The organism is Streptomyces griseorubiginosus, assembly GCF_001514195.1.
In the GTDB taxonomy this organism is placed as follows: Bacteria; Actinomycetota; Actinomycetes; order Streptomycetales; family Streptomycetaceae; genus Streptomyces; species Streptomyces griseorubiginosus.
Map to the genome: position 1 here is coordinate 897,466 of NZ_KQ948735.1, position 25,667 is coordinate 923,132.

The following is a 25,667-nucleotide window of genomic DNA, read 5'->3' on the forward strand; positions in this document are numbered from 1 at the left end:
CGCGGGTCCGAAGTGCTCCTCAGGCCGCCCGGATCGCTCCCTCGATGTCCGGGAACGCGAAGGTGAACCCCGACTCCAGCAGCCTCTTCGGCCGGACCCGGGCGCTGCCCAACACGTCGCCGGCCATCTCCCCGAGCACCGACCGCAGGACCGGCGCGGGCACGGAGAAGAGTGTCGGCCGGTGCAGCACGCGACCCATCGCCTCGGTGATCTCACGGTTCGTCAGGGGCTCCGGGGCGGTGAGGTTGAACGGCCCGGACAGTCCGTCGGTCTCCAGCAGATGCCGGATCGCGGCCACCTCGTCGTGCAGCGCGATGAACGACCAGTACTGCCCGCCGTCACCCATCCGTCCGCCGAGCCCCGCCTGGAACAGCGGGAACAGCTTGCCCCAGGCCCCGCCGCCGCGGCCCACCACGAGCCCGGTACGGGTGAACGCGGTTCGCACGCCCGCCTCCTGGGCCGGGGTGGCGGCCGCCTCCCACTCCACGCACAGCTCCGGCAGGAAGCCCCGTCCGGCGGGCGAGTCCTCGTCGACGACCCGGTCGCCGGTCTCGCCGTAGTACCCCATCGCGCTGCCGTTCACGAAGACCTTCGGCGGCTCGTCCAGGGAGGCGACGGCCTTGGCGAGCGCGGTCGTGCCGTTCACCCGGCTGTCGCGGATCTGCTTCTTGTACGCGTCCGTCCAGCGCCGTGAGCCGACCCCGGCCCCGGCGAGATTGACCACGGCGTCGCAGCTGGCGAGCCCGGCCGTGTCCACCCGTCCGGCCTCGGGGTCCCAGCGGACCTCCGTCTCGTCCCGCGGCTCCCGGCGCACCAGCCGCACCACCTCGTGCCCGTCCGCGGTGAGCGAGCGCACCAGGGCCGAGCCGATCAGTCCGGACGCCCCGGCCACCGCGATTCTTGAAAGTTGCATGACTTCATCCTGCCTGGTGGGTGCGTAAAAGCGATGTCTGGTTCCGGTACCCGCCGGGTCGTAGGGTGGCGGCCATGTCCCAGCTGTCCATACGCCACGCCCTTCCTGACGACGAAGAGGAACTGGCCCGTCTCGACCGCGCCGAGTGGTCGCCCCTGCACGAGGTCCTGCCCGAACAGCGGCCGCCCTACCGGCCGTTCTTCGACGAACGCCACCTCCCCGGCGACACTCTGGTCGCCGAGGCCGACCGCCGCATCCTCGGGTACATCCGTCTCGCCTTCCCGACCGGGCTCGAGGCGAACGCCCATGTGCGCCAGATCCAGGGTTTCGTCGTCAGCGGGGAGGCCCGCGGCCGCGGGGTGGGCCGGGCCCTGATCCGTGCGGTCACGGAGGAGGCCCGCCGCCGGGGCGCCCGCCGGCTGAGCCTGCGCGTCCTCGGCCACAACACACCCGCCCGCAGGCTCTACGAGTCCGAGGGCTTCGCGGTCGAGGGGGTGCTGCCCGAGGAGTGGCTGCTGGCGGGGGAGTACGTCGACGACGTGATCATGGGGCGCCGTCTCTGAGCACCTGATCGGCCGCGGCGGTCCTGCGGCGCCTGCGCACCACCAGACAGAGCGCGACCCCCGCCGCGAGCAGCGAGATCAGGAAGAACACGGGCACGTCAGCCTCCGGGGTGCCATGCGGGACCGGGGCCCCATCATCCGGCAGCCCGTGGCCCTACGACGTGACCAGCTCGCCCGTGTCCACCGGCGCCGTGGCGTTCGCAGCCCTGTCGGCGTCCCCGGCGACCTCGTCGGCGGTCAGGACGTACCCGGTCTCGTCGTCGGAGGTGGAGCGGGCGAAGACCACGCCGTAGACCTTGCCGGAGGTGGTCAGCAGCGGGCCGCCGGAGTTGCCGGGGCGGACGGTCGAGCGGATCGAGTAGATCTCGCGGGTGACGGTGGCATCGCTGTAGATGTTCTGGCCGTTCGCCTTCACCCGGTTGGCCACGGTGGCCGCCTGGAGGTTCAGGGACCCGTCCTGCGGATAGCCGGCCACCACCGCGGAGTCGCCGCGTGCGGCGCTGTCGTCGAAGCGCAGGACCGGGGCCCGCAGCTCCGGGACGTACAGCACGGCCACGTCCTTGTCCGGATCGAACAGCACCACTCGGGCCTCGTACGGCTGCCCGACCCCGCCGACCCGGACGCTGGGGTCGTCGATGCCGGCCACCACGTGGGCGTTGGTCATCACGTGCTCCGGCGCGTACACGAAGCCGCTGCCCTCGCGGCCCTGAGTGCCGGAGGAGCCCTCGATCTTGACGGTGCTGAGCTTGGCGGCGTTGGTGGCGGCGGCCGTGACGCTGTCGCCGGTGGGCTTGGCGACCTCGGCCGTCGACTCGTTCTCGAACGGGTTGAAGACCTGCGGGAAGCCGGCCTCGGTCAGGGCGGAGGTGGCGCGGGAGAACCATGTGGGGGTGGTGTCCGGCATGGAGTCCTGTACGGCGCCGAGCAGCGCGGAGTCCCGGATGGCGGTGGTGACCAGGGTCGACGAGGAGGCGCCGAGGACGCTAGCGGCGACCCAGGCGACGATCAGCACGGCCACGGAGTTGGCGGCGGCCCCGCCGATGCCGTCGGCGACCCTGAGCGGGCCCTGGTCCAGCTCCCTGCGCAGCCGCAGCGCCAGGCGTCCCGCCAGCTCGTGGCCCACGGCGGCCGGGACCAGCACGGTCAGCACGGCGGTCACCGTCGCCTCGGTGCTGCCCGGGGTGACCAGCTCCATCATCCACGGCAGCACCCACACGCCCACGATCGCGCCGCCGACGAAGCCGGCGAGCGAGACACAGCCGGCCACCAGGCCGCGCCGGTAGCCGGAGGCCGCGTAGGCGGCGATCACCAGCATCAGCAGGATGTCGAGCACGTCCACGGAGCCGCCCTTCTCTTTGGAACCTTCAGTACGCAGGCGAGGCGTCCAGTGATCAGCTGTGCGCACCCGTGCCGCCCGAAACCGGCCACGCGTGCGTGCACCTGGGAAAACGTCGTGGACCAGGACGATGGTTCCACCGGGTGGCACACCCCACATCGCGGACGGAACGGATCCGGCCGACAGTGGGAGTCATGCGTGTCCGAAGACCGAAAGGCCTCCGAAGGCGCCGAGCGCCCCGAATACGCGACGCGGTCCGCATACGCCGTGCGGTCCGCCTACGTGACGCGGTCCGCATGCGGGATGCGGTCCGCATGCGTGACGCGGTCCGCATGCGGGATGCGGTCCGCATGCGGGATGCGGTCCGCACGACCGGTGCGGTCCGGCTACGGGATGCTGCCCGGGCGCGCCTGACCCGCCACTTCCGCCCCGCACTCCGGTTCACCGGGCTGGGAGCACCTCCGCCCCCGGAACGGCCCACGGAGGCCGCCCCAAGCCCCGCCGCGGCCTCCGGAACCGCGGAGCCCGCCGTCTCCGAGGCAGCCGCAGGCCGGCGCGAACCGACCCGAGGCCCGATCACCCACCCCGAGAGCCACACCCCCTCTGAGCAGCCCCCGGAGCCCGCCGCCCCCACCCCTACGGCTCCTGCCCGGCCCTCGGTCCCCGCTGAACCCACGGCCGAGGGCCCCACGCCCACCGAGCCGACGGCTCCTCGTGCGGACCCCGCGGGGTCGACGGCTCCCGCTGAAGACGCCTCGCCCACCGGGGCGGCGGTCACCGGTGGAGGCGACTCCTCCAGTGGGCCGGCGGCTCCCTGCGGCCCTGGAACCCTGCCAGACCCCACCCCCGGAACCGAGCCCGCGCCCTCCGGCGAGCCGGTGGCCCCCGCCGAGCCCTTGGGTTCCACCGCGCCCCGCAAGGGGTCTGATCCCGCCGAGCCCTTGGGTTCCACCGTGCCCCGCAAGGGGTCTGATCCCGCCGAGCCCTTGGGTTCCATCGCGCCCCGCAACGGGACTGCCCCCGCAGAGCCTGCGTGCGTCGGCGAGCCGGTGGCGCCAGCCGAGCTCCTGGCCCCCACCGAGCCTTCCGCCCCGGCCGACGGCATCACCCCTGCCGCCCCCGACCCTTCCGCCGAGCCCCCCGCACCCCCTTCCGAACGGCGCCCCCTCCTCCGTACCCGCGGCGTCCGGTTCGGGCTTGCATGCGTGCCCGGGCTTGTCGTCGTGCTCGTGCTCGTGCTCTGTGTCCGGGGGGTCGAGAGTGCCGTCGAGGGCAAGGCGGCGCACGGCGCTGCCGTGGTGCGGCGGCCCGGTGTCGTGTCGTACTCCGCCGACCGGCCGCACATCGTGCCGCGGTCCGTGTGGGCGAGGGGGGACGGTGAGGCGAACACCGCCGCCCGCACCCCACCCGCCCCGCGCTACGACGACAAGGTCGTCGCCGTGTTCATCCATCACACCGACTCGCCCAACACCTACGACTGCGCCGACGCGCCCCGCATCATCCGCTACCTCGCCGCAGGTCAGACCGGCAACCGTGACTGGGACGACATCGGCTACAACTTCCTCGTGGACCGCTGCGGCACCATCTACGAGGGCCGCGCCGGCGGCGTCGACCGTGCCGTCACCGGCGCCCACACCCAGGGCTTCAACCACCGCACCGCAGGCATCGCCGCCCTGGGCACCTTCACCGCCGGCGTCCCCGTCCCCCGCGCCATGACCGACGCGATCGCCGCCCTGGTCGCCTGGAAGCTCGGACTGGCCGGAATCGACCCCCGCGCCACCGTCCGGCTGACCTCGAGCAACAGCCACAGCCGCTACCCGGCCGGCACCACCGCACGCCTGCCCGCCCTGGCCGGCCACAAGGACGGCTACATGACCACCTGCCCCGGCGCCGCACTCAGCGCACGACTGCCCGAGATCAGACAGGCCGCCGCCCGCCTCCAGGGCCGTACCTAGTCACAGGAACGCCACAGCGCTCCCGCAGGGCCCTCCGAACTCCGCGCCCTACGGTCGTCACCACAAGCCGACCGAAGGTGGGGATCATGAACGGCAGCAGCATCCACAAGAGCAACCAGCGGGTCTGGACCGTCGTCTGCGCGGTCGCGGCCGTCGTCCTCGGCCCGGCCGCCGTCACCGCATCCGCACTCGACCAGGCCAACGCGGCCCCCCTGCACCACGCGGTGAAGGCCGACCAGAGCCAGGCCTACCTGCCGACGGACCCGACCCGACGCCGGGCCACCGCGACGAGCTGAACTGAGGTCGGCCTGAACTCAGGGCGGCCCGAACAGAGGTGGCCGCCGACAAGCCCTCAGCCTCGAAACCGCTCCCACAGCTTGGGATACCGCTCCGCCAGCACCCGGTCGTTCTCCAGCTCGACCGGCGCCCCCAGCGGCTCGGCGGCCGCCGGCGGAATGCCCAGATCGGGAGCGACCGTGCCGGTGAGCTGCTCGTAGGCCTCGTCGGCCGCGTATCCCAGTTCCTCGCCGTCGCCGTCGATCTCCTCGTCGAAGTCGGCCAGGAGGTCGGCGAGCGAGTCGGGATCGTGCACCCCGCCCTCGTACACCTCACGCCCCTGCCCGATCAGCCAGCACCGGAAGAAGTCGAAGGCGTCGTCGCTCGCCCCGTCCAGCAGGATCCACGCGGCGCCCCACAGATCCCAGGTGTACGCGCGGTTGAAGCGGGCCTCGAAGTGACGGGCGAAGTCGAGGACCATGTCCGGGTCCAGCGCGAGGAGCCGGTCCACGAGCAGGTCGGCCTGCTCCTCGGGGTCGCCCTCGGCGGCGTCGCGGGTGGCGTCCACCAGCTCCCAGAACTCCGTCTCGTCCATCACGGGTCCAGCATCGGGCCTCCCGGGACGGGGCGCACGTGGAGTGCGGCGGATTGTTATGTCCCGTACAGGCGGCCAAGGCGCCGCGCGTCCGCGGCGAAGCGCGCCCGCAGGCCCTCCGGGGCCAGCACCTCCACCTCCGGCCCCAGTCCCGCGAGCTGGGAGTGCGCGACCTCCTCGGACTCCACCGGCACGGTCACCGTCACCCAACCCTCCGCGTCCGGCGCCGCGGCCTCCGCCAGCGCCTCCTGCACGGAGAGCCGGTCCAGGACGTGCGGCAGCACGCGCACACCGTCCGGGGACAGCCGTACGAGCACTTCCGCCCGCAGGATGGCCCGCGCGAACTGTGCGGCCCGCTCCTCCCAGAACCCCGGCAGATCGAAGTCCTCGTCGCGATCGAAGCGATCGCCGTCGGGCGCCACCGCCGTGAACCGGTCGATCCGGTACACCCGGAACGCTCCGGACGCCTCCGGCACCCGTGCGCACAGGTACCAGACGCCCGCCTTCAGCACGAGCCCGTACGGCTCCAGCTCCCGCTCGACCTCAGCCTCGCCCTTGCGGTAGCGGGCGACGACCCGCCGGTCGTCCCACACCGCGTCCGCGACGGCGGGCAGCAGCTCGGGCGTCTTCGGCTCGCTCCACCAGGTCGGGGCGTCGAGGTGGAAGCGCTGGGCGGCCGAGCGTGAGGCGTCGCGGAGTGACGGCAGCAGTGCCGCCGAGACCTTCAGGCGGGCCGCCGAGGCCGCGTCCTCCAGGCCCATCTCGCGCAGCGCCCCCGGCAGCCCGGACAGGAACAGGGCCTCCGCCTCGCCGCGGTGCAGTCCGGTGAGCTGGGTCCGGTACCCGCCGATCAGCCGGTACCCGCCGGCCCGCCCCCGCTCGGCGTACACCGGCACCCCCGCCTCGGACAGCGCCTGCGCGTCCCGGGTGACGGTCCGCTCGGACACCTCCAGCTCCTCGGCGAGCTCGGCGGCGGTCATGGAGGGCCGGGACTGGAGGAGGAGCACCATCTTGATCAGGCGGGCGGCACGCATGGGGCCCATCATGCAACGAGGCCCCCGCCGCGGCGGGGGCCTCCTCAGTCACCGGGTCGCTACAGCCCGTACTTCTCCCGTGCTTCCTTCACCGCCGTCGCCTTGACCTCGCCGCGGCGGGCCAGCTGGGCCAGGGCCGCGACCACGACCGACTCGGCGTCGACGCCGAAGTGGCGGCGGGCGCCCTCGCGGGTGTCGGAGAGGCCGAAGCCGTCCGCGCCGAGCGAGGACCAGTCCTGCTCGACCCACTGCGCGATCTGGTCCGGGACCTGGCGCATGTAGTCGGAGACCGCGAGCACCGGGCCCTCGGCGCCGTGCAGCGCCTGACGGACGTAGGGGACCCGCTCCTCGCCGCGCAGCAGGGCCGCGTCGGCCTCCAGCGCGTCGCGGCGCAGCTCGGTGAAGGAGGTCGCGGACCACACGTCGGCGGCCACGCCCCACTCCTCGGCCAGCATCCGCTGCGCCTTCAGCACCCAGTGGATCGCGGTGCCGGAGCCGAGCAGCTGGATGCGCGGGGCGTTGGCCGCGGCCACGCCGATCCCGGCCGACTCGACGGTGTTGAAGCGGTACAGGCCCTTGACGATGCCCTCGTCGATGCCGGCGACGGACGGCTTCGCCGGCTGCGGGAGCGGCTCGTTGTAGACGGTGAGGTAGTAGAAGACGTTCGGGTCCTCACCCGGGGCCGCCTCGCCGTACATCCGGCGGATGCCGTCGCGCACGATCGCGGCGACCTCGTAGGCGAACGCCGGGTCGTACGTCAGTGCCGCCGGGTTCGTCGCCGCGATGACCGGGGAGTGGCCGTCCGCGTGCTGGAGGCCCTCGCCCGTCAGCGTGGTGCGGCCCGCCGTGGCGCCGACGAGGAAGCCGCGGCCCAGCTGGTCGCCGAGCTGCCACATCTGGTCGGCCGTGCGCTGCCAGCCGAACATCGAGTAGAAGATGTAGAACGGGATCATCGCCTCGCCGTGCGTCGCGTACGACGTCGAAGCGGCGATGAAGTCGGCCATCGAACCGGCCTCGGTGATCCCCTCGTTGAGGATCTGGCCGTTCTTGGCCTCCTTGTAGTACATCAGCTGGTCGCGGTCGACCGGCTCGTACGTCTGGCCCTTGGGGGAGTAGATCCCGAGGGACGGGAAGAGGCTCTCCATGCCGAAGGTGCGCGCCTCGTCGGGGACGATCGGCACCCAGCGCTTGCCGGTCTCCTTGTCGCGGACCAGGTCCTTGACGAGCCGGACGAAGGCCATCGTGGTCGCCACGTTCTGCGAGCCGGAGCCCTTGTCGAAGGAGGCGAACGCCTTCTCCGCGGGGGCCGGCAGCGGAGCCACCGGGTGGACACGGCGGGCCGGGGCGGGACCGCCGAGGGCCGCGCGGCGCTCCTGGAGGTAGCGCACCTCGGGGGAGTCGGCGCCGGGGTGGCCGTAGGGAACGACCCCGTCGACGAACTGAGCGTCGGAGATGGGGAGTTCGAGAAGGTCACGCATCGTCTTGAACTCGTCCACCGTCAGCTTCTTCATCTGGTGGTTGGCGTTCTTCGACGCGAAGCCCTCGCCGAGGGTGTGGCCCTTGACCGTCTGGGCCAGGATCACGGTCGGCGCGCCCTTGAACTCGACGGCGGCCTTGTAGGCGGCGTACACCTTGCTCGCCTCGTGGCCACCGCGCGAGAGGTGGAAGCACTCGAGGATCTTGTCGTCGGAGAGCAGTTTCGCCATCTCGACGAGCGCCGGGTCCTTGCCGAAGAAGTCCTGGCGGATGTAGGCGGCGTCACGCGTCTGGTACGTCTGCACCTGCGCGTCCGGTACCTCGCGGAGCCGTCGTACCAGGGCGCCCGTGGTGTCCAGCTGGAACAGCTCGTCCCAGGCGGAGCCCCACAGCGACTTGACGACGTTCCAGCCGGCGCCGCGGAACTGGGCCTCCAGCTCCTGCACGATCTTGAAGTTCGCGCGGACCGGGCCGTCGAGGCGCTGGAGGTTGCAGTTGATGACGAAGGTCAGGTTGTCGAGACCCTCGCGGCTCGCGAGTGCGAGGGCGGCCGTGGACTCCGGCTCGTCCATCTCGCCGTCGCCGAGGAAGGCCCAGACGTGGGACTGCGAGACGTCCTTGATGCCGCGCGCCGTCAGATAGCGGTTGAAGCGGGCCTGGTAGATCGCCGAGAGCGGGCCGAGGCCCATGGAGACGGTCGGGAACTCCCAGAGCCAGGGCAGCCGGCGGGGGTGCGGGTACGACGGGAGGCCGTTGCCGCCCGACTCGCGGCGGAAGTTGTCGAGCTGCTGCTCGGTCAGCCGGCCGTCGAGGAAGGCGCGGGCGTAGATGCCGGGGGAGGCGTGGCCCTGGATGTAGAGCTGGTCGCCGGACCCGTCGGCCTCCTTGCCCTTGAAGAAGTGGTTGAAGCCGGTCTCGTAGAGCCAGGCCGCGGAGGCGAAGGTGGCGATGTGGCCACCGACGCCGTACTTGGAGCCGCGGGTGACCATCGCGGCCGCGTTCCAGCGGTTCCACGCGGTGATGCGGGCTTCCATCGCCGGGTCACCGGGCAGGCCCGGCTCCGCGGCGGTGGGGATGGTGTTGACGTAGTCGGTCTCGAGGAGCTTCGGCAGCGCGATGCCGTTGCCCTCCGCCCTCTCCAGCGTGCGGCGCATCAGGTACGCGGCACGGTGCGGGCCGGCCGCCTTGGCGACCGCGTCCAGGGAGGCCTGCCATTCGGCGGTCTCCTCGGGGTCCCGGTCGGGGAGCTGGTCGAGCTCGCTGGCCTGGATGGCGTTGGGGTCGGTCATGTCGCCGCCTTCCTCAGTCGAAGGGGGTTCCCTCAATCAGGCAGGGTTTCGGGGGTGCCCTTGGTCTTTGGCAGGACAGGGCGGAGGGCCCCGGTAAGGGCCCGTCGGCGACAATAACTCGCTGATCGATGATCGATCAAAGGGTTCCCGGGCAAAACTTCTCGATATCGAGAAAGTAGGCACGGGGTGCCTCCGACGGAGACACCGGGTGCCCTGTTCTTGAGGGATTTCCGCAGGTGAGCGCAGGTGCGCTCGACTGCGTCAGGCCCGCGGCGCGCACCCCAGGACATGGGCCTTCACGATCTCCGGGATCCGCGGGTCCCGCCGCTTGAAGGCCGCCACCAGCTCCTCGTGCTCCTCCGCGTACGACTGCTGGACGGTCCCCAGCCAGCGGATCGACAGCGCGGTGAACACCTCGATGCCCAGGCCCTCCCAGGTGTGCAGCAGCACCGAGTTGCCGGCCGCCCGCACCAGCTCGCGGTGGAAGCCCACCGTGTGCCGGACCTGGCCCGTACCGTCCGAGTCCCGGTCCGCCTCGTACAGCGCGGCGACATGCGGCTCCAGGGCCGAGCAGTCCTGCGCCAGCCGCTCCGCCGCCAGCTCCGCCGCGATCGCCTCCAGACCGGCCCGGACCGGGTAGCTCTCCTCCAGGTCGGCCGCGGTCAGGTTCCGTACCCGGACGCCCTTGTTCGGCGCCGACTCGATCAGCCGCAGCGACTCCAGCTCGCGCAGCGCCTCCCGCACCGGCGTCTGGCTGACCTCCAGCTCGGTCGCGATACGGCGCTCCACGATCCGCTCGCCCGGCTGCCAGCGCCCGCTGACGATCCCCTCCACGATGTGCTCGCGGATCTGTTCGCGCAGCGAGTGGACGACGGGCGCGGTCATGGGAGCTCCTTAAGGGCGTTTGACGTAAAGACAATAAGGCCGAGGGCCCGTCCGGGAGGGGCGCACGGGGGCGCTTCCATGCAGGTGAGACGAGGCTTACACGCTCCCAGCCGCACGACTTCTGTCAAGTCACGGAACCCCACGGCTTCCAGGGCGTGTCGCGTCGGTCAGGGGTTCCCACGCGGGGCGCCCCTTCGCACCACAGGGGGACGGCATGCACATCGGGGGACGACGGGGACTGGCCGTCGCGGCCGTGATCGGCGCGATCGTCGCCGTGACGGGTTGCCAGGAGACGACCACCCGGGCGACGGCGGGGACGACACCGGCCGGCGCGGAAGCGATCACGGGGATGGCGGGAAAGGCTCGCGGCACCGGCGCCGCCTGCGTCTTCGTCAAGCCGGACGGGGCACAGAAGTTCGGTCACGTCGGCTGGGGCTTCAGGATCCCGGCCACCGGCCGCTGGGTCTACGGCGCCGTCGAGAACCCCAGCGGCAAGCTGTACACCCCGCCGGGCGGCGACATCGGAGCCTGGCACGCGCAGGGGTCGTACGACCGCATGCTCAGGGACATGTCCACGGACGCCCACTATCCCGGCACCGCCGAGCACCCCTACAGCCGCTACCGCTGCACGACGACCTCGACCTACCACGTGAACAGGGCCCGGGCGATGATCCGTACGGTCGAGCAGCGCGGCTTCCTCGTCGGCGTCGACCCGAGGACCGGCGAGCTCACCTCGCGGGACTGCCTGGACGCCACCTACGACGTCCTCAAGGCGTACCGGACGAAGGGCCTCACCCCGACGCCCAGGCTCTCCGTCCCCAACGTGTGGGTGGAGGAGCTGTGGGGCTGGTCGGACCAGACGCTGACGCCCCGGTGACATGGCGGTGCCCCCTGCCCGGAGAGTTCCGGACAGAGGGCACCGGACAGCCTTACAGGCCGAGCTCGACCTCGAACTCGCCCGCCTCCAGGATCGCCTTGACCGCGGTCAGGTAACGGGCCGCGTCGGCGCCGTCCACCAGACGGTGGTCGTAGGAGAGGGTCAGGTAGGTCATGTCGCGGACGGCGATGACCGTGCCCTCCTCCGTCTCCAGGACGGCCGGGCGCTTGACCGTGGCGCCGATGCCGAGGATCGCGACCTGGCCCGGCGGCACGATGATCGTGTCGAAGAGCGCACCGCGCGAACCGGTGTTGGAGATGGTGAAGGTCGCGCCGGACAGCTCGTCGGGCGTGATCTTGTTGGCGCGGACCTTGCCGGCGAGGTCCGCCGTGGCCTTCGCGATGCCGGCGATGTTGAGGTCGCCCGCGTGCTTGATGACCGGGGTCATCAGGCCCTTCTCGGAGTCCACCGCGATACCGATGTTCTCGGTGTCGAAGTAGGTGATCGTGCCTTCGCCCTCGTTGATCTTGGCGTTGATCGGCGCGTGCGCCTTCAGCGCCTGGGCCGCGGCCTTGACGAAGAACGGCATCGGGGACAGCTTGACGCCCTCACGGGCGGCGAAGGAGTCCTTGGCCCGGGCGCGCAGCTTCATCAGACGCGTGACGTCGACCTCGACGACCGAGGACAGCTGCGCCTGCTCGTGCAGCGCCTTGACCATGTTGTCGCCGATGACCTTGCGGATGCGGGGCATCTTGACGGTCTGGCCACGGAGCGGGGAGGCCTCCAGGGACGGCGCCTTCTTGGCGGCCGGGGCGGCGGCAGCGGCCGGAGCCGGAGCGGCAGCGGCGGCCTTCGCGGCCTCGGCGGCGGCGACGACGTCCTGCTTGCGGATGCGGCCACCGACGCCGGTGCCCTTGACGGAGGCGAGGTCGACGCCGTTCTCGGCGGCGAGCTTGCGCACCAGCGGGGTGACGTACGCGCCGTCGTCACCGGAGGTCGCGGCCGGGGCCGGGGCCGGGGTGACCGGGGCGGGCGCCGGAGCCGGAGCGGCGGGCGCCGGGTCGGGAGCCGGAGCCGTCTGCTGCTGCGGGGCCGGAGCCGAGGGCGCCTGCGGGGCCGGGGCGGGCGCGGCGGGAGCCTGGGCGGCGGCCGGAGCCGCACCCGGGGCGCCGATGACGGCGAGCTTGGCGCCGACCTCGGCGGTCTCGTCCTCGCCGACCACGATCTCCAGCAGCACACCGGCGGCCGGGGACGGGATCTCGGTGTCGACCTTGTCGGTGGAGACCTCGAGCAGCGGCTCGTCCTCCGCGACCTCCTCGCCGACCTCCTTCAGCCACCGGGTGACGGTGCCCTCGGTGACGGACTCGCCGAGCGCGGGCAGGACGACGTCCGTGCCCTCGGCGGAGCCGCCGCCGGACGCGGCCTCGGCGGTGGGAGCGGGCGCCGGGGCGGCCTGCTCGGTGGACGGAGCGGCCGCGGCCGGCTCCGGGGCGGGCTCGGCGACCGGCTCGGCGGCCGGAGCCGGGGCAGCGGCAGGGGCGCCGGTGCCGTCGTCGATCACGGCCAGCTCGGCGCCGACCTCGACGGTCTCGTCCTCGGCGACCTTGATGGAGGCCAGGACGCCGGCGGCGGGGGAGGGGATCTCGGTGTCGACCTTGTCGGTCGAGACCTCGAGCAGCGGCTCGTCGGCCTCTACACGCTCACCCTCGGCCTTCAGCCAGCGGGTGACGGTGCCCTCGGTGACGCTCTCGCCGAGCGCCGGAAGGGTTACGGAAACCGCCATGGTTTCGGTTGCTCCTTACGAATTGCGGAAGTCTGTGTCGTCGCTTCGTCGACCGAGGGTCAGTCGTGCGAGTGGAGCGGCTTGCCGGCCAGCGCCAGGTGCGCCTCGCCGAGCGCCTCGCTCTGCGTCGGGTGGGCGTGGATGAGCTGCGCGACCTCGGCGGGCAGCGCCTCCCAGTTGTAGATCAGCTGGGCTTCGCCGACCTGCTCGCCCATGCGGTCGCCGACCATGTGGACGCCGACCACGGCACCGTCCTTCACCTGGACGAGCTTGATCTCGCCGGAGGTGTTCAGGATCTTGCTCTTGCCGTTGCCCGCGAGGTTGTACTTCAGAGCGACGACCTTGTCCGCGCCGTAGATCTCCTTGGCCTTGGCCTCGGTGATGCCCACGGAGGCGACCTCGGGGTGGCAGTACGTCACCCGCGGGACACCGTCGTAGTCGATCGGGACGGTCTTCAGACCGGCCAGACGCTCCGCCACCAGGATGCCCTCGGCGAAGCCGACGTGCGCGAGCTGGAGCGTCGGGACCAGGTCACCGACGGCGGAGATGGTCGGGACGTTGGTGCGCATGTACTCGTCGACCAGGACGTAGCCGCGGTCCATCGCGACGCCCTGCTCCTCGTAGCCGAGACCGGCGGAGACGGGCCCGCGGCCCACGGCCACCAGCAGCAGCTCGGCCTCGAACTCCTTGCCGTCGGCGAGGGTGACCTTCACGCCGTCCTGCGTGTACTCGGCCTTCTGGAAGAAGGTGCCGAGGTTGAACTTGATGCCGCGCTTGCGGAACGCGCGCTCAAGAAGCTTGGAGGAGTTCTCGTCCTCGAGCGGGGCGAGGTGCTTGAGGCCCTCGATGATGGTGATGTCGGTCCCGAAGGACTTCCAGGCGGAGGCGAACTCGACGCCGATGACACCGCCACCGAGGACGATCGCGGACTTCGGGACCCGGTCCAGCACGAGGGCGTGGTCCGAGGAGATGATCCGGTTGCCGTCGATCTCCAGACCCGGCAGCGACTTCGGCACGGAGCCGGTCGCCAGCAGGATGTGGCGGCCCTGGACGCGCTGGCCGTTCACGTCGACGGAGGTCGGGGAGGACAGGCGGCCCTCACCCTCGATGTACGTCACCTTGCGCGAGGCCACGAGCCCCTGGAGGCCCTTGTACAGACCGGCGATCACGCCGTCCTTGTACTTGTGCACCCCGGCGATGTCGATGCCCTCGAAGGTGGTCTTCACACCGAACTGCTCGCTCTCGCGGGCCTGGTCGGCGATCTCGCCCGCGTGCAGCAGGGCCTTGGTGGGGATGCATCCCCGGTGCAGGCAGGTACCGCCGACCTTGTCCTTCTCGATCAGGGCGACGTCAAGCCCCAGCTGCGCCCCGCGCAGGGCCGCGGCGTAACCGCCACTACCACCGCCGAGGATCACTAGGTCGAAAACGGTGCTGGCGTCGTTCGCCACGTCACGTCCTCCATGCATGTGCGCCGTACGCCGGTCTGCAGTGACCGGGCGGCGGCTGGTGTCCGGCCGCTCTTTCTTCGGCCCTGTGGTGGGGGCCCTGTCCTGCCGAGCCCCATCTTCGCACTTGTCGGGACCGAACGAGACGCCGGGCCGGGGTGTGAGACACCACACGCTCACATGTGAAGCGGGGCCCCGGTGAGACACCTGAAGGGGCGCGGGGAACTGCGCGACCAGCCACAACCGGCCCGCAGTCGCCCACGCCCCTCAGGTATCGAGCTCTTAGGCGAACATCACCCCAGGTCACCGGAGCCGACAAGCTCCGCCAGCCGCACCAGCGTCCGCACCGCGGACCCCGTCCCACCCTTCGGCGTGTACCCGAACGGGCCCCCGTCGTTGAACGCAGGACCCGCGATGTCGAGGTGCGCCCAGGCGATCCCCTCACCCACGAACTCCCGCAGGAACAGTCCCGCGACCAGCCCGCCGCCCATCCGCTCACCCATGTTCGCGATGTCGGCGGTGGCGGAGTCCATGCCCTTGCGCAGGTGCTCCGGCAGCGGCATCGGCCAGGCCGGCTCGCCGACCTCCTCCGCGGCCTCGTGCACCGCCGTGCGGAACGCGTCGTCGTTCGCCATGATCCCGAAGGTGCGGCTGCCCAGCGCCAGCATCATCGCCCCGGTCAGCGTCGCCACGTCCACGATCGCGTCCGGCTTCTCCGCCGACGCCGCCCACAGCGCGTCCGCCAGCACCAGCCGGCCCTCGGCGTCGGTGTTGAGCACCTCCACCGTCTTGCCGCTGTACATGCGCAGCACGTCACCGGGCCGGGTGGCGGACCCCGACGGCATGTTCTCGGCCAGCGCCAGCCACCCGGTCACGTTGACCTCGAGACCAAGGCGCGCGGCCGAGACCACGGCCGCGAACACCGCCGCCGCCCCGCTCATGTCGCACTTCATCGTCTCGTTGTGACCGGCCGGCTTCAGCGAGATGCCGCCCGAGTCGTAGGTGATGCCCTTGCCGACCAGCGCGAGGTGCTTCTTCGCCTTGGACGAGGTGTACGACAGCTTCACCAGCCGCGGCCCCGACGTCGACCCCGCGCCGACGCCGAGGATGCCGCCGTAGCCGCCCTTCTCCAGGGCCTTCACGTCGAGCACCTGCACCTTGAGCCCGTGCTCCTTGCCCGCGGTCTGCACGATCGCGGCGAAGGCCTCGGGGTTCAGGTCGTTCGGCGGCATGTTGATGAGGTCGCGCGCGCGGTTGAGCTCCTCGGAGACCGCGACGGCCCGGGCCAGGGCGGCCTTGTGCGCGGCGTCCCGCGGCTTGCCGCCGAGCAGCGCGGCCTCGGCCAGCGGCGCCTTGCCGTTGCCGGCCTTGGGGGCGCTTTTCGAAGGCGCATTCTCCTTGTAGGCGGTGAAGGAGTACGCCCCGAGCAGCACGCCCTCGGCGACCGCGCCGACGTCGGCGGCGTCGCCCAGCGGCAGCACGAACGCGGCCTTCTTCGCGCCCGTCAGCGCGCGGGCGGCGACACCGGCGGCCTTGCGCAGCGCCTCCGCGGCGAAGGAGGAGTCCTTCTCCGGCTCGGCGCCCAGGCCGACCGCCACCACGAGCGGGGCCTTGAGGCCGGCGGGCGAGGGCAGCTTCGTCAGCTCGCCCTCGGCGCCGGAGGCACCGAGGGTCTCCAGGACACCGGCGAGCTTGCCGTCGTAGGCCTTGTCCACGGATTCGGCGCCCGGCGCCACGACGGGGCCCTTAGCGCCCTTGGCGACGCCGATCACGATCGCGTCGGCCCGCAGGCCGGGCGCCGCGGAGGTGCTGAGAGTCAGAGCAGTCACGGTGGTGAATTCTCGCTTCCGATGTGAAGTTCGCATGAGTCGAGCGGGTGGGTCGACCGGGCCCGACGGCCGACCCTATTTCGTGTCCGAAAACGGATCCCGATCGGGGCCTCCACCCCTGTCGGCGACCACCCGTGAAGAGCCTACGCTCGGGTCGGCCGCCGATCGTCCCGCATGCCCAGGAGCCCAGCCTTGAAGCGCCCAGCCCTGAAGCGCCCCCTCCTCCTCGTCGCCCTGCTCCTGATGACCGCGGGGTGCTCGACCACGTCCGGGAGCACGTCCGGTTCCGATGCCGGGGACGCGCGGTGGCGGCCCCGCCCCGGCACCGCCTGGCAGTGGCAGCTGACCGGCCGGATCGACACCTCCGTCGACGTGCCGGTCTACGACGTCGACGGCTTCGACCAGTCGAAGGCGCTGGTGTCCGCCCTGCACGACAAGGGCCGCAAGGTCATCTGCTACCTGTCCACCGGCGCCTTCGAGGACTGGCGGCCCGACGCCGGCAGGTTCCCCCGGTCGGTGATCGGGCGCGGCAACGGCTGGGAGGGCGAGCGCTGGCTCGACATACGCGCCACGGACGTCCTCGAACCGCTGATGGCGCGCCGCCTCGACATGTGCCGTGAGAAGGGCTTCGACGCGGTGGAGCCGGACAACATGGACGGCTACAAGAACCGCACCGGCTTCCCCCTCACCGCGGCCGACCAGCTCCGCTACAACCGGCTGATCGCGCGGCTGGCACACGAGCGGGGCATGGCGGTCGGCCTGAAGAACGACCTCGACCAGATACCGGCACTGGTGGGCGACTTCGACTTCGCGGTCAACGAGCAGTGCGCGCAGTACGACGAGTGCGCGGACATGACACCATTCATCAAGGCCGACAAGGCCGTCTTCCACGTCGAGTACGAACTGCCCACCAGCCGCTTCTGCGTCGAGTCCCGCCGCCTGAAGCTGAGTTCGATGCTGAAGAAGTACGAGCTGGGGGTGTGGCGCGAGGCCTGCTAGAAGGCCGGGGCTGTCAGAAGGCCGGGGCCCGTCAGAAGGCCAGCGAGAGGATCACCAGCGCCGCCGTCGCCGCCGTCTCAGCAATCCCTCCGAACACATCGCCGGTCACCCCGCCGAAGCGGCGCGTGCAGTGCCGCAGCAGCAGTTCGGCGGCGGCCACGGAGGCGGCGACCGCGAGGACCGTGCGGACCACGTCGTACGGCCCGAAGAGCGCGCTTACGGCGGCCGCCCCCAGCGTCACGGCGAGGGCCACCAGTGCGGCGGCACGGAGCGGGACCACTCCGGCCACGGCGGCGCCCAGGCCCTCCGGACGGGCCGCGGGGACGCCGGTACGGGCGGCCAGGGTCAGCGCCAGGCGGGCCGCCGTCGCGGAGACCACCGCGGCGACCGCGCCCCGGGCCCAGGAGCCGCCGTACACCTGGGACAGCGCGGCGACCTGGGCGAACAGCACCAGCACGAGGGTGATCACACCGAACGGGCCGATGTCGGACTGCTTCATGATGCGCAGGGCGTCCTCGGCGGGCTTGCCGCTGCCCAGGCCGTCGGCCGTGTCGGCGAGGCCGTCGAGGTGCAGGCCGCGGGTGAGGACGGCGGGCACGGCGACCGTGGCGATCGCGGCGAGCAGCGCGGAGGCGCCGAGGAGGAGCAGCAGGAGACCCACGGCGGCCGAGAGACCGCCCAGCACCAGACCGACCAGCGGCGCGCACAGCATGCCGCCGCGGGCCGCCTCACGGTCCCAGCGGGTCACCTTCACCGGCAGCACGCTGAGCGTGCCGAAGGCGAAGCGGAGGCCGTCGGCGCGGGGTGAGGTCATGGACACGTCCGCAGGGTAGCCCGGACGACCTAGTGGCACGGCGGGCCGCCCCCGGTCCCGTGAGACTGGGGGCATGGGCCACTGGCTGCACCGCAACATCGTCGAACCGGGCAAGCTGCCGCTGCTGCTGGCGCTGACCGCGTTCGTGCTGACCTTCCTGATCACCCGGTGCGTGACCCGGCTGATCCGGGCCGGCAAGGGGCCCTTCGGCAACATCAGCACCGGCGGGGTGCACATCCACCATGTGGTCCCCGGGGTCGTGCTGTCGATCGTGGGCGGCTTCGGCGCGGTCGCCAGCGGGCGGCACGGCTTCGGTGCGGCGCTGTTCGCGGTCGTGTTCGGGATCGGTGCGGGGCTGGTGCTGGACGAGTTCGCGCTGATCCTGCACCTCGACGACGTGTACTGGAGCGAGGAGGGCCGCAAGAGCGTCGAGGTCGTCGTCCTCACGGCGGCGCTCGTCGGACTGGTGCTCGCCGGGTTCTCGCCGTTCGGCGTCGACGACGTGACGCAGGGCGAGGCGCAGGACCGCGGGGGCGTCATCTCCAGCGTGGTGGTCAACTTCCTGTTCGCGATGGGCGTGCTGCTCAAGGGCAAGGCGCGGATGGCGATCTTCAGTGTGATCGTCCCGCTCGTGGGGATCATCGGACTGATCCGCCTGGCCCGCCCCGGCTCCTTCTGGGCCCGCCGCTTCTACGGCCGCCGACCGCGTGCCCGGGCCCGGGCGATGCTCCGCGCCTACCGCCACGACAAGCGCTGGGCGGGCCCCCGCCGCAAATTCCAGGACCTCATCGCCGGCAAACCGGACCCGGTACGACCACTGGAGCCATGAGTCCCACCCCGCCGGCCTCAGCGACCGCGCGCCGGCAGCCCGGACCCCGATCCGGCGTCGGGCCGTGTCTCGGTCGCGGCCCGGGTCCGCGCCCTGAACCACGCGCCGGCCTCGGCCTCGGTTCCGGCCCCAGCATCGACAGCATGCCCGAGCCCCCCACGCCGACGACCATGACGATCGCCCCGACCCCCCCGCCCGTCACCACCGACCCCGGTCCCGGGCTCGGCTCCAGTCCCGGTCCCAGGCCCGGTCCCAGGGTTGGCCTCCGCTCCGGTCCCGGCCCGTGACCCGACCTCGACTTCACCCCTGGCCCCGGCTTCCGCCCCAATACCTGCTCCGGCATCGGCAGCGGGTTAGGACACCTGGCGTCGTCGAGCGTGACGCTCAGTACGAGGGCCCCTGCCATCACCACCTGCCCCGGCCCCAGCCCGTAACCCGACCTCGGCCTCTCCCCCGGCTCCTGCTTCCGCCCCGACACCAGTCCCGGTCCCTCGCTGAGCTCCAGCGCCAGCCCTAGTTCCGATCCGACCCCGTGGCTCGCCCCCACCTCCGGCCGAGGATCCGGCCCCGCCTTCAGAGTCCGTCCTGGGGACGCCTGATCCGTCGTCGCTCACCCGGGACCCAGCCCCGCTGCCCGCCCCGGCGTTCCGCGCCCCGCCCCCGCCGACCCGTCCGCCCCGGCGTCGCCGTACCGCCGACAGTGCGCACAGCAGCAGCATCGCTGCGATCGCTGCCAGGTGTTCTCTGCCGGCGAGGTTCTCCTTCGCCACCACCTCGATCACCATCGCCACGATCACCGCGCCCGCCGTGACCCGGGCGCCGTAGCGCCAGCCGAGGAAGACGGCGAGGCCCACCACGGCCGCCGACGGGCCGGTGTCGACGACATGGGCGTCCGTGGCGGTGAGGCCGAAGGGGTGGTGGGGGCCCAGCGAGACGCCCACGCGGGCGTACAGCGTGCCGGCGAGCGTGGCCGCGTAGGCCAGCGCCAGCGTCCGCCACCGGCCCAGACAGATCTCGGCGATCCCGAACACGAACAGGATCTGGACCAGCGCACCCCACACCGGCAGGTCGAGCGCGGGCACGAACAGGGAGAGGGGGGTGCGCAGGAGAGCGAGCCACAGGGGGTCCGCCGCGCGCACGGCACCCACGTCCTGGACGACGTCGTAGCCCCAGGGCTGGTTGTGCACGACGTGGAGGGTCAGTGTCAGGCAGACGGCCGTCATGGCCAGGGGGACCGCCCGCCACCTCCGCCGGAGCACGTGCGCGCGCACGGTGACGTACAGCGGCCCCCACTCCGCTCGGGCCCAGCGGGCGACCCTCTTCATCCCACCGTCCTCATCTGTGCGTACTCAGGTGCTCCCGGCGCCGCAGCCACCCCGGCAGACCCGGCACCTCCAGGAAGCCCTCCGCGCGGGCCGAGGCGATGCCGATCCGGGGCAGGTCCGCGCTCTTCTCGAAGAGCAGGAACCGCGGCTCCCAGATGGGCCGGTACTTGGCGTTGGCCCGGTACAGCGACTCGATCTGCCACCAGCGCGAGAAGAAGCTGAGCAGCGACCGCCACAACCGCAGTACCGGCCCGGCGCCGAGCCGTGCCCCACGTTCGAAGACCGAACGGAACATCGCGAAGTTGAGTGAGACCTGGGTGATCTGGATCTCCTGGGCCCGATTCAGGAGCTCGATGACCATGAACTCCATGAGGCCGTTGTCGGCGTCGCGGTCCCGGCGCATGAGGTCGAGCGACAGCCCGTGCGGCCCCCAGGGCACGAAGGAGAGCACCGCCTTCAGCTCACCCTCGCCGTCATGGCACTCCAGCGCCACACAGCGACCGTCCTCGGGGTCCCCGAGCCGCCCCAGCGCCATGCTGAAGCCGCGTTCGACGGCCCCGTCCCGCCAGTCGTCGGCCCGCCGTACGAGCGCCTCCATCTCCTCGGCGGGGATGTCCTCGTGGCGCCGGATCCGGACCGTGTACCCGGCCCGTCCGACCCGGTTGTAGGCCTGCCGGACGGTCCGCATGGCACGGCCCTCCAGGGTGAAGTCGGCGATCTCCACGATCGCCTCGTCACCCAGCTCCAACGCGTCCATGCCGTGCCGCGCGTACACCGTCCCCGCGTCCTCGCCCGCGCCCATCACCGCCGGCAGCCACCCGTGCTCCCGCGCCTCGGCGAGCCACGGCTCGATCGCCCCCGGCCAGGCCTCCGGGTCCCCGATCGGATCGCCGGAGGCCAGCGAGACCCCGCCGACGACCCGGTAGGTCACGGCCGCCTTCCCGGTCGGCGACCACACCACGCTCTTCTCCCTGCGCAACGCGAAGTAGCCGAGGGAGTCCCGTTCCCCGTGCTTGTCGAGGAGTTCCCGCAGCCGCCGCTCGTCGTCCTCGGTGAGCGGGTCGACGGCACGCCGGGAGCGGAAGGCGGCGTAGAAGACGGCCAGGACGAGGACCGTGCTGAGCACGTTGATGACGACGTCGACCCAGTTCGGCGTCACGATGCCGTCGAAGCGGGAGTCGTCGGCGGCCACGGAGACCAGCCGCAGGGTGCCGTACCACCACCGCTGCGCGAAGTTCGACGACGTGGACGCCTCGTTGGTGACGGTCACCAGCAGCGCGGCGAGCAGCGAGGACACGAGCAGTCCGCCGACCGCGACGGCCGCCGCGAGCCGCGGGTTGGACCGGTCGCCCTTGGCGTAGAACTCCCGCCGCCCCACCAGCAGCGCGACGACGAACGCGGCGGTGAGGACCAGCGAGATCCAGTTCTGCGCGTACCGGCGGATCTCCGGGAACGCCATCGCGAAGAGGAACAGCGCGAGGAACGCCCCGGAGAGCACCAGGTTCAGGATCCACGCGGCCCGCTTGCGGCGCCGCATGGTGATGGCGAGGAACGCCGTGAACACCCCGGAGGCGAATCCCGCCGTCAGCAGATACGGCGTGAAGTAGTCCTCCTGGTTGTGCCGCCGTACGTCCTGCCCCAGCGTCACCCACACCGCACTGAGGAAGTTGACGAACGCGACGACCCGCAGGTACCAGACGGCGAACCCGGCGGCCCGCCGTGAGGCGGCGGTGGACGGTCGGCGGGCACGGGCACCGGAATCCAGGACATCTCCCATAAAGGGTGATCCTGCCCCGCTTCGCCGCCGTGACGCCGCTCAGCCACGGCGGCGCGGCCCTGCGGTGCCCGACCGGCCGAACCCCTACTCCTCCGTCTCGGGCTTCTCGGACTCCGCGGACTCGGGCTCCTCCGAGACGACGTCCGGCCTCTCCGGCAGCTCGGCGGCCAGCGCTGCCGCGGCCTGCACCAGCGGCAGGGCCAGCAGCCCGCCCGCGCCCTCGCCGACGGTCACCCCGTGGTCGAGGAGCGGCTCCAGGGCCATCCGGTCCAGCGCCTTCGTCTGCCCCGGCTCCCCGCTGTTCTGCCCGGCCAGCCACCAGTCCGGCGCCCGGAACGCGATCCGCTGGCCCACCAGCGCGCAGGCGGACACCACGACCCCGTCCAGCACGACCGGCAGCTTGCGCACCGCGCTCTGGAGCAGGAAGCCCGTGATCGCCGCGAGATCGGCGCCGCCGACCGTCGCCAGCAGCTGCAACTGGTCCCCGAGCACCGGCCGCGCCCGCCTGAGCGCGTCCCGGATCGCCGCGCACTTGCGCATCCACGCCAGGTCGTCGATCCCGGTCCCGCCGCGCCCGGTCACCACGGACGCGTCGGTCCCGCACAGCGCGGCGACCAGCACGCCCGCCGCCGTGGTCCCGCCCACGCTCACATCGCCGAGCACGACGAGATCGGTACCGGAGTCGGCCTCCTCGTCGGCGACCGCGATCCCGGCCCGGAGAGCGGCCTCCGCCTCCTCGAGCGTCAACGCGTCCTCGACATCGATACGGCCGCTCCCGCGCCGCACCCGATGCCGTACGACGTCCTCCGGCAGTTCCTGCGGATCGCAGTCCAGCGCCATGTCGACGACCCGCACCGGCACGCCCAGCCGCCGCGCGAGGACCGACACCGGACGGCCGCCCTCCAGAACCTCCCGCACCAGCTCCGAGGCGCTGCCCGCGGGGCGTCCCGAGACCCCCTGGGCGGCGATCCCATGGTCTCCGGCGAACAGCACGACCCGCGGCCGTTCGACCGGCCGTACCGGAACGGCCGACTGCGCCGCGGCCAGCCACTCACCCAGGTCGTCGAGGCGGCCCAGCGACCCGGGCGGCACGACCTGCCGCTCCCGGCGCGCCTCCGCGTCGCGACGCACCCCGCCGTCGGGGCGCTCGATCAGATCGGTGAAGTCGTCGAGATTAAGCGAGCTCATTCGCCGAACAGTACCGGCCCTGATCGAACACGGCGGCGCCACGGGGCCCGGACGTCATTGCACCCCGGATCGGGATCCCATACGTTCCGTTTTGTAGTGGATTGCCGTGCTGGATTGCCGTGCTGAACTCCGTGCGTCCCCGGGAGGCCCCATGCCCGCACCGACCGCCCCGTCCGTACGGCGTCTTCGCTCCACCGCACGGGCGCTGCGGTGGCTGCCGGAGCCGGAGAGCTGGCTGGACGTGGGGACGGGGGACGCGGACTTCCCGGAGGCGGCCCGCACGTTCTTCCCCTACACCGCCTTCGACGGCATCGACCCCACGCCCCGCGTCCTGCACGCCCAGGCCGTCGAGCGCCTGGAGGAGGGCTACCGGGGCGCCCTGACGGACCCGCACCTCGCCGCCCACCTGCGCGCCCGCTACGACGTGGTCAGCCTCCTGAACCGGCCGGCCGATCCCGGTGAGCTCCGGGCCGCCCTCGCGGTCCTGCGCCCCGGCGGCCACCTCCTCGTGGAGTCCCCGGACGACCCCCGGCCCGCACTGGAGTCCCAGGGCTGCGCGATCGTCGCCACGTCCCGCAGATCCGCCCACATCCCGCCCCGCCTGACCCCCCACGTCCCGGCCGACCTCCTCCCCGTCGCCCGAGCCCTGGACCACACCGCGTCCCTCCTCCTGTCCGGCACCCGTTTCGCGAGGACGTACCGGGTGATCGCCCGCAAGCCGCTGAACCCGGTCGCCGGGAGGGAGCGCATCCCGGACGCGGCTGTCTGGGACGCGGTGGACACCGCCGTCACGGGCACCCAGGGCACCGCGGACGTCCAGGAAACCGGCACCCCCGACGTCCAGGACACCGGCGTCAACGACGTCCAGGACACCGGCGTCAACGACCCGTCCGCCCCGGCCCCCTCAGCCCCGTAGGACCAGTGCCTGGCCCGCCACGACCAGCACCACCTGCTCGCACTCGTTCGCGAACGCCGTGTTGAGGCGTCCGAGTTCGTCCCGGTAGCGGCGGCCGGAGGCGGTCGCCGGGACGATGCCCGAGCCCACCTCGTTGGAGACGGCGACCACGGTTCGCCGCGTCCCGCGCACCGCCTCCGTCAACTCCCGCACCCGCGACCGCAGTTCCCGCTCCCCGCCGCCGGCCCACTCGGCGTCGTCCCAGGCTCCCACGGCATCCATCGCGTCCGTCAGCCACAGCGACAGACAGTCGATCAGCAGTGGCGCCCCGTCGTCCTTCAGCAGCGGCACCAGATCGCACGTCTCGGTCGTCCGCCACGACCCCGGCCGCCGCTCCCGGTGGGTGGCGACCCGCGAGGCCCACTCGGTGTCCCCGTTCCGCGACCCCCCGGTGGCGACGTACAGCACCTCGGGAAACGCCTCCAGCCGCCGCTCGGCCTCCACCGACTTCCCGGACCGCGCCCCGCCCAGCACCAGCGTCCGCCGGGGCACGTCCGGCACGTCCTCGTAGACGCCGACGGCGAGGGTCGTCCCGTCGGGCACGGCACGCGCACCGGCCGCGGCCAGCCTCCGCCGCAACTCCGCCCCCGGCGGCACGTCATGGTCGACATGCACGGCGACCACGTCGGTCGTCGGCCCCACCGCCCCCACGGCCCGCAGCCGCGCCAGCGCGTCCGGCCGCCGTACGACGTCGGCGAGCACCACGTCGTACGGCTCGACGGCCCCCTCCTCAAGGCCCGCGGGCGCGCCCCCCGGCGGCAGGTACAGCACCCGCTGGCCGTCCGGCCCGGTCACGGCGTACCCGGTGCCCGGCGCGTCCATCGCCACCGCCCGCACCCGATGCCCGGTCAACAACGCCAACTCCCGCCCGTCCGGCACCCGCCCCGGCTGCGGGACCCCCGCGGGCACCTCGACGGGAGGCCCGTCGTGGGGGTGCGACAGCAGAACCTGCCGCACACCCGCGAGTGAATGCCCCGATCTCGCCGCGGCGAACGCGGCACCGGGCGTGAGATCGAGCAGCAGCGTCTCGTCGACGAGTACGGAGGTGGCCGCCCGGGCGTCCGTGGCGACCGCGGTTGCGCAGGCGGCGCAGGGGCAGGACGGTCGGGGGAGACCGGCGGGAGCACCTGTTCCGAGCAAAGTGAGTTCCACGCAACCGATTCTCGCCGGTCCCTGTTGATCAAGCGCGCCGACTTCCCCCCGCCGCCCCGCGTCCGACGACCAACCGCTTAGGGTGCTCTTCGTAACGGCTCAAACACGGGAGGCTCACATGGCCACATGGACCTGGCGATTCGAGAAGTCCGACGGTGCGGAGACCGAGCCCGCGGTCGAGCCCGAGGAGTTCACGACCCAGGGAGACGCCGAGTCCTGGCTCGGTGAGTACTGGAAGCCCCTGCTCGCCGGCGGCGCCGAACAGGTCCGCCTGTTCGAGGACGCCACCGAGATCTACGGCCCGATGAGCCTGAAGGCGGCCGAAGAGGCGTAAGCGGCGTGGAAGAGGCGTGGGCGGGGGCCCGCAAGAGC

The 25,667-nt window shown here is 72.3% G+C and carries 21 protein-coding genes and 1 pseudogene; 8 read left to right on the plus strand and 14 right to left on the minus strand.

The annotated features are described in order from the left end of the window. Window positions 1-19: 19 nt before the first annotated feature. Window positions 20-913: a TIGR01777 family oxidoreductase gene (locus AQJ54_RS10385; protein ID WP_211278519.1), complete on the minus strand. Its 894-nt coding sequence runs from the start codon at window positions 911-913 to the stop codon at window positions 20-22. Window positions 914-987: 74 nt separating this feature from the next. Between AQJ54_RS10385 and AQJ54_RS10390 the strand changes: the two genes are divergently transcribed. After that, window positions 988-1,476, plus strand: coding sequence for a GNAT family N-acetyltransferase (locus tag AQJ54_RS10390; protein WP_062024882.1), 489 nt, complete (start codon window positions 988-990; stop codon window positions 1,474-1,476). A gap of 154 nt (window positions 1,477-1,630) precedes the next feature. On the opposite strand, the gene AQJ54_RS10395 is transcribed toward AQJ54_RS10390, so the two are convergent. Then, window positions 1,631-2,815, minus strand: a complete 1,185-nt coding sequence (locus AQJ54_RS10395; RefSeq protein ID WP_062236222.1) for a MarP family serine protease — start codon at window positions 2,813-2,815, stop codon at window positions 1,631-1,633. Between the two features lie 1,202 nt (window positions 2,816-4,017). Here AQJ54_RS10395 and AQJ54_RS10400 point away from each other — a divergent pair. After that, window positions 4,018-4,767, plus strand: a complete 750-nt coding sequence (locus AQJ54_RS10400) for a peptidoglycan recognition protein family protein (RefSeq protein ID WP_062025295.1) — start codon at window positions 4,018-4,020, stop codon at window positions 4,765-4,767. A gap of 86 nt (window positions 4,768-4,853) precedes the next feature. After that, window positions 4,854-5,063 (plus strand): hypothetical protein, encoded by a 210-nt coding sequence (locus AQJ54_RS10405; RefSeq protein WP_062236224.1) that lies wholly within the window; start codon window positions 4,854-4,856, stop codon window positions 5,061-5,063. 56 nt (window positions 5,064-5,119) lie between these two features. Here AQJ54_RS10405 and AQJ54_RS10410 read toward each other — a convergent pair whose 3' ends face one another. The 4 genes from AQJ54_RS10410 to AQJ54_RS10425 all read right to left on the minus strand — a co-directional run bounded on the left by AQJ54_RS10410 (window position 5,120) and on the right by AQJ54_RS10425 (window position 10,322). Then, on the minus strand, window positions 5,120-5,638 hold the full coding sequence (locus AQJ54_RS10410) for a DUF4240 domain-containing protein (RefSeq protein WP_020137353.1): 519 nt from the start codon (window positions 5,636-5,638) through the stop codon (window positions 5,120-5,122). 56 nt (window positions 5,639-5,694) lie between these two features. After that, window positions 5,695-6,672, minus strand: coding sequence for a helix-turn-helix transcriptional regulator (locus AQJ54_RS10415; protein WP_062237101.1), 978 nt, complete (start codon window positions 6,670-6,672; stop codon window positions 5,695-5,697). Between the two features lie 59 nt (window positions 6,673-6,731). Beyond that, window positions 6,732-9,437, minus strand: a complete 2,706-nt coding sequence (aceE, locus tag AQJ54_RS10420) for a pyruvate dehydrogenase (acetyl-transferring), homodimeric type (protein ID WP_062236227.1) — start codon at window positions 9,435-9,437, stop codon at window positions 6,732-6,734. 261 nt (window positions 9,438-9,698) lie between these two features. Further along, entirely contained in the window at window positions 9,699-10,322 is a 624-nt protein-coding gene (locus tag AQJ54_RS10425; RefSeq protein ID WP_020115869.1) for a GntR family transcriptional regulator, read from the minus strand. 214 nt (window positions 10,323-10,536) lie between these two features. On the opposite strand from AQJ54_RS10425, the gene AQJ54_RS10430 reads away from it, so the two are divergent. Beyond that, window positions 10,537-11,199: a hypothetical protein gene (locus AQJ54_RS10430; protein ID WP_062236230.1), complete on the plus strand. Its 663-nt coding sequence runs from the start codon at window positions 10,537-10,539 to the stop codon at window positions 11,197-11,199. A 52-nt stretch (window positions 11,200-11,251) separates the two neighbouring features. Here AQJ54_RS10430 and sucB read toward each other — a convergent pair whose 3' ends face one another. The 3 genes from sucB to AQJ54_RS10445 form a co-directional block, all read right to left on the minus strand. After that, complete coding sequence (gene sucB / locus AQJ54_RS10435; RefSeq protein ID WP_062236233.1) at window positions 11,252-12,982, minus strand: 2-oxoglutarate dehydrogenase, E2 component, dihydrolipoamide succinyltransferase; 1,731 nt, start codon at window positions 12,980-12,982, stop codon at window positions 11,252-11,254. Window positions 12,983-13,041: 59 nt separating this feature from the next. Beyond that, window positions 13,042-14,430, minus strand: a complete 1,389-nt coding sequence (gene lpdA, locus AQJ54_RS10440) for a dihydrolipoyl dehydrogenase (protein WP_030327201.1) — start codon at window positions 14,428-14,430, stop codon at window positions 13,042-13,044. Window positions 14,431-14,720: 290 nt separating this feature from the next. Next, window positions 14,721-16,256, minus strand: a complete 1,536-nt coding sequence (locus AQJ54_RS10445) for a leucyl aminopeptidase (protein ID WP_062236236.1) — start codon at window positions 16,254-16,256, stop codon at window positions 14,721-14,723. A gap of 207 nt (window positions 16,257-16,463) precedes the next feature. On the opposite strand from AQJ54_RS10445, the gene AQJ54_RS10450 reads away from it, so the two are divergent. Continuing rightward, window positions 16,464-17,255 (plus strand): endo alpha-1,4 polygalactosaminidase, encoded by a 792-nt coding sequence (locus AQJ54_RS10450; protein ID WP_062237103.1) that lies wholly within the window; start codon window positions 16,464-16,466, stop codon window positions 17,253-17,255. A gap of 31 nt (window positions 17,256-17,286) precedes the next feature. On the opposite strand, the gene AQJ54_RS10455 is transcribed toward AQJ54_RS10450, so the two are convergent. Further along, window positions 17,287-18,069 (minus strand): adenosylcobinamide-GDP ribazoletransferase, encoded by a 783-nt coding sequence (locus tag AQJ54_RS10455; protein ID WP_062236239.1) that lies wholly within the window; start codon window positions 18,067-18,069, stop codon window positions 17,287-17,289. A gap of 73 nt (window positions 18,070-18,142) precedes the next feature. Between AQJ54_RS10455 and AQJ54_RS10460 the strand changes: the two genes are divergently transcribed. Continuing rightward, window positions 18,143-18,898, plus strand: a complete 756-nt coding sequence (locus AQJ54_RS10460) for a hypothetical protein (protein WP_062024864.1) — start codon at window positions 18,143-18,145, stop codon at window positions 18,896-18,898. Window positions 18,899-19,554: 656 nt separating this feature from the next. Here the strand turns inward: AQJ54_RS10460 and AQJ54_RS46360 are convergent. From AQJ54_RS46360 to cobT, 3 genes and pseudogenes are all read right to left on the minus strand, one after another. Continuing rightward, window positions 19,555-20,223 (minus strand): annotated as a pseudogene (locus AQJ54_RS46360) (hypothetical protein); the annotation flags it as partial. A gap of 10 nt (window positions 20,224-20,233) precedes the next feature. Continuing rightward, entirely contained in the window at window positions 20,234-22,000 is a 1,767-nt protein-coding gene (locus AQJ54_RS10470; RefSeq protein ID WP_062236242.1) for a phosphatidylglycerol lysyltransferase domain-containing protein, read from the minus strand. An 84-nt stretch (window positions 22,001-22,084) separates the two neighbouring features. Next, window positions 22,085-23,188 carry a nicotinate-nucleotide--dimethylbenzimidazole phosphoribosyltransferase gene (gene cobT, locus AQJ54_RS10475; protein ID WP_062024860.1) on the minus strand — a complete coding sequence of 368 codons (1,104 nt, stop codon included), beginning with the start codon at window positions 23,186-23,188 and terminating at the stop codon, window positions 22,085-22,087. Window positions 23,189-23,339: 151 nt separating this feature from the next. Between cobT and AQJ54_RS47570 the strand changes: the two genes are divergently transcribed. Further along, the gene (locus AQJ54_RS47570; protein WP_346265458.1) at window positions 23,340-24,104 is read left to right on the plus strand and encodes a class I SAM-dependent methyltransferase; all 765 of its coding nucleotides are present in this window, start codon (window positions 23,340-23,342) and stop codon (window positions 24,102-24,104) included. On the opposite strand, the gene AQJ54_RS10485 is transcribed toward AQJ54_RS47570, so the two are convergent. Beyond that, complete coding sequence (locus AQJ54_RS10485; RefSeq protein WP_062236245.1) at window positions 24,093-25,295, minus strand: bifunctional adenosylcobinamide kinase/adenosylcobinamide-phosphate guanylyltransferase; 1,203 nt, start codon at window positions 25,293-25,295, stop codon at window positions 24,093-24,095. The genes AQJ54_RS47570 and AQJ54_RS10485 overlap by 12 nt on opposite strands. Before the next feature lie 118 nt (window positions 25,296-25,413). Here AQJ54_RS10485 and AQJ54_RS10490 point away from each other — a divergent pair, with 118 nt between their 5' ends. Then, window positions 25,414-25,629 (plus strand): hypothetical protein, encoded by a 216-nt coding sequence (locus AQJ54_RS10490; RefSeq protein WP_020137368.1) that lies wholly within the window; start codon window positions 25,414-25,416, stop codon window positions 25,627-25,629. The last annotated feature ends 38 nt before the right edge of the window (window positions 25,630-25,667 follow it).

Coding starts and splice junctions, on each gene's coding strand:
- AQJ54_RS10455 (WP_062236239.1), bottom strand. CDS start 18,069: ATGACCTCACCCCGCGCCGACGGCCTCCGCTTCGCCTTCGGCACGCTC.
- AQJ54_RS10405 (WP_062236224.1), top strand. CDS start 4,854: ATGAACGGCAGCAGCATCCACAAGAGCAACCAGCGGGTCTGGACCGTC.
- AQJ54_RS10470 (WP_062236242.1), bottom strand. CDS start 22,000: ATGGGAGATGTCCTGGATTCCGGTGCCCGTGCCCGCCGACCGTCCACC.
- AQJ54_RS10430 (WP_062236230.1), top strand. CDS start 10,537: ATGCACATCGGGGGACGACGGGGACTGGCCGTCGCGGCCGTGATCGGC.
- AQJ54_RS10490 (WP_020137368.1), top strand. CDS start 25,414: ATGGCCACATGGACCTGGCGATTCGAGAAGTCCGACGGTGCGGAGACC.
- AQJ54_RS10410 (WP_020137353.1), bottom strand. CDS start 5,638: ATGGACGAGACGGAGTTCTGGGAGCTGGTGGACGCCACCCGCGACGCC.
- AQJ54_RS10385 (WP_211278519.1), bottom strand. CDS start 913: ATGCAACTTTCAAGAATCGCGGTGGCCGGGGCGTCCGGACTGATCGGC.
- aceE (WP_062236227.1), bottom strand. CDS start 9,437: ATGACCGACCCCAACGCCATCCAGGCCAGCGAGCTCGACCAGCTCCCC.
- AQJ54_RS10390 (WP_062024882.1), top strand. CDS start 988: ATGTCCCAGCTGTCCATACGCCACGCCCTTCCTGACGACGAAGAGGAA.
- sucB (WP_062236233.1), bottom strand. CDS start 12,982: ATGGCGGTTTCCGTAACCCTTCCGGCGCTCGGCGAGAGCGTCACCGAG.
- AQJ54_RS10425 (WP_020115869.1), bottom strand. CDS start 10,322: ATGACCGCGCCCGTCGTCCACTCGCTGCGCGAACAGATCCGCGAGCAC.
- AQJ54_RS10415 (WP_062237101.1), bottom strand. CDS start 6,672: ATGCGTGCCGCCCGCCTGATCAAGATGGTGCTCCTCCTCCAGTCCCGG.
- AQJ54_RS10460 (WP_062024864.1), top strand. CDS start 18,143: ATGGGCCACTGGCTGCACCGCAACATCGTCGAACCGGGCAAGCTGCCG.
- cobT (WP_062024860.1), bottom strand. CDS start 23,188: ATGAGCTCGCTTAATCTCGACGACTTCACCGATCTGATCGAGCGCCCC.
- AQJ54_RS47570 (WP_346265458.1), top strand. CDS start 23,340: ATGCCCGCACCGACCGCCCCGTCCGTACGGCGTCTTCGCTCCACCGCA.